This is a genomic window from Bacillus sp. JJ1521 (assembly GCF_036965165.1).
Classification (GTDB): Bacteria; Bacillota; Bacilli; order Bacillales; family Bacillaceae_L; genus Ferdinandcohnia.
The window spans coordinates 628-5586 of the sequence record NZ_JBALOX010000242.1 but is presented as its reverse complement, the minus strand read 5'-3'; the positions used below and the strand labels follow the sequence as shown (position 1 = coordinate 5586).

The 4959-nt window shown below is 38.0% G+C and carries 5 protein-coding genes; 1 reads left to right on the top strand and 4 read right to left on the bottom strand.

Going from position 1 to position 4959, the window contains the following annotated elements:
• Positions 1 to 15 precede the first annotated feature (15 nt).
• A complete protein-coding gene (locus V7147_RS23555) occupies positions 16 to 501 on the bottom strand; it encodes a GNAT family N-acetyltransferase (protein ID WP_335370233.1) in 486 nt (161 codons plus the stop codon).
• Between the two features lie 249 nt (positions 502 to 750).
• On the bottom strand, positions 751 to 1623 hold the full coding sequence (locus V7147_RS23550; RefSeq protein ID WP_335370232.1) for a GNAT family N-acetyltransferase: 873 nt from the start codon (positions 1621 to 1623) through the stop codon (positions 751 to 753).
• 140 nt (positions 1624 to 1763) lie between these two features.
• Between V7147_RS23550 and V7147_RS23545 the strand changes: the two genes are divergently transcribed.
• Entirely contained in the window at positions 1764 to 2057 is a 294-nt protein-coding gene (locus tag V7147_RS23545) for a hypothetical protein (RefSeq protein WP_335370231.1), read from the top strand.
• 38 nt (positions 2058 to 2095) lie between these two features.
• Here V7147_RS23545 and map read toward each other — a convergent pair whose 3' ends face one another.
• Both map and V7147_RS23535 read right to left on the bottom strand, forming a co-directional pair.
• Positions 2096 to 2848 (bottom strand): type I methionyl aminopeptidase, encoded by a 753-nt coding sequence (gene map / locus V7147_RS23540; RefSeq protein WP_335370230.1) that lies wholly within the window; start codon positions 2846 to 2848, stop codon positions 2096 to 2098.
• A gap of 127 nt (positions 2849 to 2975) precedes the next feature.
• On the bottom strand, positions 2976 to 4670 hold the full coding sequence (locus tag V7147_RS23535; protein WP_335370229.1) for a M3 family oligoendopeptidase: 1695 nt from the start codon (positions 4668 to 4670) through the stop codon (positions 2976 to 2978).
• Positions 4671 to 4959: the final 289 nt, after the last annotated feature.

The window sequence follows — 4959 nt, the reverse complement described above, 5'->3', positions numbered from 1 at the left end:
CCGGAGGCTTTAACTTTAATCAGCCGAGGTAGGCTGTTTAAAGTTATAACAATAGACATCTTCATCGATAAATCCTTTGATGATTTCACCTGTTTTTATAAATCCGGCCTTCGTATAGATATGAATCGCTGCTGTGTTAGTCGGAATAACCGATAAGTAAATTTCATCACAATAGGGCAAAGTTCGTATCATTTCTGAAATAATTTCCTTCGTCGCAGCGGTTCCATAACCTTTACCCTGATATTTATAATCAATCATGATCCTGCATAGTTCAAAGCGATCGCGTTCATTTTCAAGACCAAACATGGTAAATCCGATTAACTGAATTCCATCATAAATTGCCTTCGTAACCCAATCTGGTTGGACCTTTGCATGTGCAAGGGAAAAAACATTCGAAGCAACCCATTTTTCGAATAAAGTAAACTCTTTATCCTCAGATTTCAAACAAATGACATCAAGTAAATTTTCCATCGTGACATCACGTAAAATGACTTTTTTCATTACCCTCCCTCCAATCAAATACGACTTGGCGTATTTGCGCCCGATTTTTTGGCCCACATGAAGTGGGTCATGAAGATGTTGCCACAGGATGTGGCGTTTTTAGTCTTCGATCTTACTGCTCGAAAAACTTCCTTTGAAAAATCGTGGCATCCGACGTAGGCTTTAACTTTATTTAATCGGGATTTGAGCCCAATTAAATAAAGTTAACACTTGGTTTGGTACCACGATTAGATGAAATATTCTAATAATTCATTTTACCATAAAGACTTGCTCTGCTTTTACTTTAAATCCTTCTTTTTCTAATAAATTCCGCAATATTTTATTCGACACTGAAATATTGGCCGCTGTTCTGCCCACATTCAATGCCATTGGTCGATATACCATACTTAAAAGGCCGTTTACAATGTCTTGTTTCCTATCGTGCGAAGGTTCAGCCTCACATTGCAGTAGAATAATAGATTGAAGCTTCCCCTCTTCATTAAATAGCCTTTTATAAATTGCATATCCAGCAATAGCTTTATCCTCATCCAAGGCAAGAATTGATTCGCCATCTCGGGCATTATTCCATTGCGTTTGCCACGAAACCATTGCTTTGTAAAATGGAACCTGTGATGCATCAATCGGAATGCCTTTGATAAAGGTAAACTGTTTGTTTTCAGATAAAAATGCATCCTTCGATAATTCATCCGGATGCTGTAAATGAACTAATTCATCTATAATTTGATAACCGACCTTCTCATATAAGGAAATTGCCTTCACATTTTCTTTAACAGCTTCAAGCGTTGCGATTTCTACACCTTCATCTTCATAGATTGCTAGAACAGCTTCAATTAGTTTCTTGCCTACACCCTTCCTACGATACTCAGGGTCAACTCCTGTACCTCCATTCCAAGAAACCTTCTTCCCGTTAATAAGGCGAATCCCATTTAAAATCAGTCCTACTGGCCGATCCCCATCATAGGCAATAACCGAGAGTGTTGGAGAAAGCCCTTCCAAAATCAGTCTCCTTGTAAAATGATCAATCGTGGTTGTCATATCAAAATAATATCCCTCGAACCCTTTGTTCCAAGCAACCACAGCATCCTCAAGCGTAGATTCAGACAAGCGTTTTATTGCAATCATGTGTTTAACCCTTCCTTCTAAAAAGTAATTTAGTTGATTAATTTAATCATATTTTCAGTTTACCTACAAGTAATTTTTGGAAGTCCTGTCATCTACAATGCTTCCATTTCATATACATTAATGAGGTGGAAAACATGTCCTTGATTCCAAGAATTTTCTTAGTGATGTCCTTTTTCTTATTGTTATTTAACGGTTCGTCATTAGGGTTTATTTTGTTTAATCTGAGGTTTGACTCTTTATTTGGATATGGCTTTTTCATATTTACAAGTTTAGTGGGGGCTGTTTTTGCGTCAATTGCCGAGGAGCCAGGCACAACGAAGAGGTTTTATTGCAGATACTGTTTATACGGAAACTTGCTTGTCGTTCTATTTCCGCTTTATTTTCATTGGGTTGCGGACTCAGTTATCCCAAAATTAATTGAAACATTTCTTTAGCCAAAAAAGTGCCACAATAGATGTGACACTTTTTATTTTTATGCATCTTGATCTGTTAAAATGAGTGGTCCGTCCTGTGTGATTGCAAGAGTATGCTCATACTGTGCGGATAAGCTCCCATCAATTGTACGTGCAGTCCAGCCGTTTTTGTCCATCTTTGACTGCCATTTACCGACATTCACCATTGGTTCAATTGTGAAAACCATTCCTTCTTTTAAACGCAAGCCTTTGTTAGGTAGTCCATAGTGTAAAACCTGTGGTTCTTCATGCATCGTTGGCCCAATTCCGTGTCCGATAAAATCACGAACAACTGAGAATCCTTCACCTTCTGTATAGGATTGGATCGCATGACCAATGTCTCCAAGTCGGTTTCCGATTACAGCTTGCTCAATTCCCTTATACATCGCTGTTTTTGTAACTTCAAGAAGCTTTGCAGCTTTTGGAGAAACTTCACCGACACCATATGACCATGCAGAGTCCGCAAGTGCGCCACCAAGGTTTACGACCATATCGACTGTCACGATATCCCCATTTTTTAATGGAGTCTTCCTTGGGAAGCCGTGACAAATTTCATCGTTAATTGATGCACATGTTGCATATTTATAGCCCTTATAGCCTTTTTGTTCAGGCGTAGCACCATTCTTTTTGATAAAATCCTCAGCAAAGCTGTCAATCTCCATACTAGTTATTCCAGGTTGAATCAATTTGCGAATTTCCTTATGGCAGGCTGCCAAAATCTGTCCCGCTTCGCGCATTAATTCAATTTCTCGTTTTGTTTTTAAATGAATCATGAAAACACCCTCAATATTAGTTTGATGTTTTTATTATATCCTTTATAAAATATTTTTGCATAACCTAGACTTTATTCGCAAAATTTGCACAAAAGGACTGTGGAAACACCCACAGTCCTTTGTTTTTTTATAGTTGCTTATCGTCAATGCTATTTAGCCATGCTTCAATTTCACCAACGACAGATTGTACTGCTCCTTCTTCGAATGGAGAGAGTAGATTTGCTTCCTTCACTAGCCCAGTGAAAGGCTTGCTTCCACCTTGTTTGCAAAGGTGTATATAATCTGCCCAAGCTTCATCATGGTTTTCTCTTGATTTTTTCCAGAATTGGAACGCACAAATTTGTGCCAATGTATAGTCAATATAGTAGAATGCAGTTGTGTAAATATGACTTTGACGCTGCCAGAAGCCGCCCTCTTCTAAATACTCGTTGCCATCATAATCACGAAGTGGCATGTATTTATTCTCGATTTCTCTCCACGCTTTGTTGCGTTCAGCAGGTGTTACGTCCGGATTTTCATATACAAAGTGTTGGAATTCATCCACTGCAACACCGTATGGTAAGAATAATAATGCCTCACTTAAATGGGAAAACTTATATTTATCAGTATCCTCTTTAAAGAATAATTCCATCCAAGGCCATGTGAAAAATTCCATACTCATGGAATGGATTTCTGCCGCTTCGTAGGTTGGCCAATTGTATTCGGGAAGCTCGTAATGTCTGCTTGAATAGACTTGGAAAGCGTGCCCCGCCTCATGTGTTAACACATCGATATCCCCTGAAGTTCCGTTAAAGTTTGAGAAAATAAATGGTGCTTGGTAATCGCTAATGTATGTACAGTAGCCTCCCCCAGCCTTCCCTTTTTTTGCAACAAGGTCCATTAAATTCGTGTCAATCATATAATTGAAGAATTCTTTTGTTTCTTCAGATAGTTCTTCATACATTTTCTTACCATTTTCAATAATCCACTCTGGGTCTCCCTTTGGTACGGCATTACCAGACTTAAAACTAAATGATTCATCATAGTATTTTAAGCTATCTAGGCCAATACGTTCTGCTTGGCGTTCACGAAGCTTCACTGCTAATGGTACGATATGGTCCTTCACTTGCTTTCTGAAGTTTGCCACCATTTCTGCGTTGTAATCTGTTCTTGATAATCTTACATAAGCAAGCTCAACGAAGTTTTTAAACCCTAGCTTATGTGCAATTCGAGTCCGAACCTTAACAAGCTGGTCATAAATCTGGTCAAATTTTTCTTGATGCTCCTTGAAAAATGCAAATCGGACTTCATTCGCGTTTTTACGCATACCGCGGTCTGTTGATTCAGTAAAAGGTTGCAGTTGCGCTAAAGTACGTTCCTCTCCTTCGAACATAATTTTTGCTGAGGCCACAAGTTTCGTATATTCAGATGAAAGCTTGTTTTCTAATTGAAGATCCTCAACTACCTCTGATGAGAAGGTTTTTAGCTGTGTTTCCGCAAAATCAAAGAGCTGTCTGCCCCATTCATTTTCTAAATCAGCGCGGAATTTTGAATTTACAAGTGCATCATAGTATTTAGTTGTTAAACCTTGTACCAATGGTTGAATTTCATCAAGATAATCTTGTTCTTCTTTGTAATATTCATCATTCGTATCAACTGTATGTCTGATATAGCAAATGTTAAAAGCTGTATCAACCGTTCGTTGGATCGCAATGATTTCATTCATTGCTTCATCCTGTTCGGAAGGTGTAGCTGCATTTTTAAATTTTTCTAGCGCAACATTAAATGTTTGCTCTACTTCGTCCATGATTGGACGGACATACTTAAAATCGTTAAAATTCATAGAAGGCTCCCCTTTTCAATAAAAGATTTCAATATGTATACTCTTACATTGTAAACCACACCTACATAATTTTGCCACCTCGAATTCTTCGGGAGAAATTGATACATTTCGCTAAAATTTTTACATTGATTGTCGATATAAAGAATAGTAGAATTTTAGATTCCATATATACTTCACAGATTTGCGTCTTCGTTCAAACTTTTGCGTCGCATTTCTACGGATATGCGTCTAGAACCAAATATTTGCGTCATTTTTTACGGATATGCGTCTAGAACCAAATTTTTGCGTC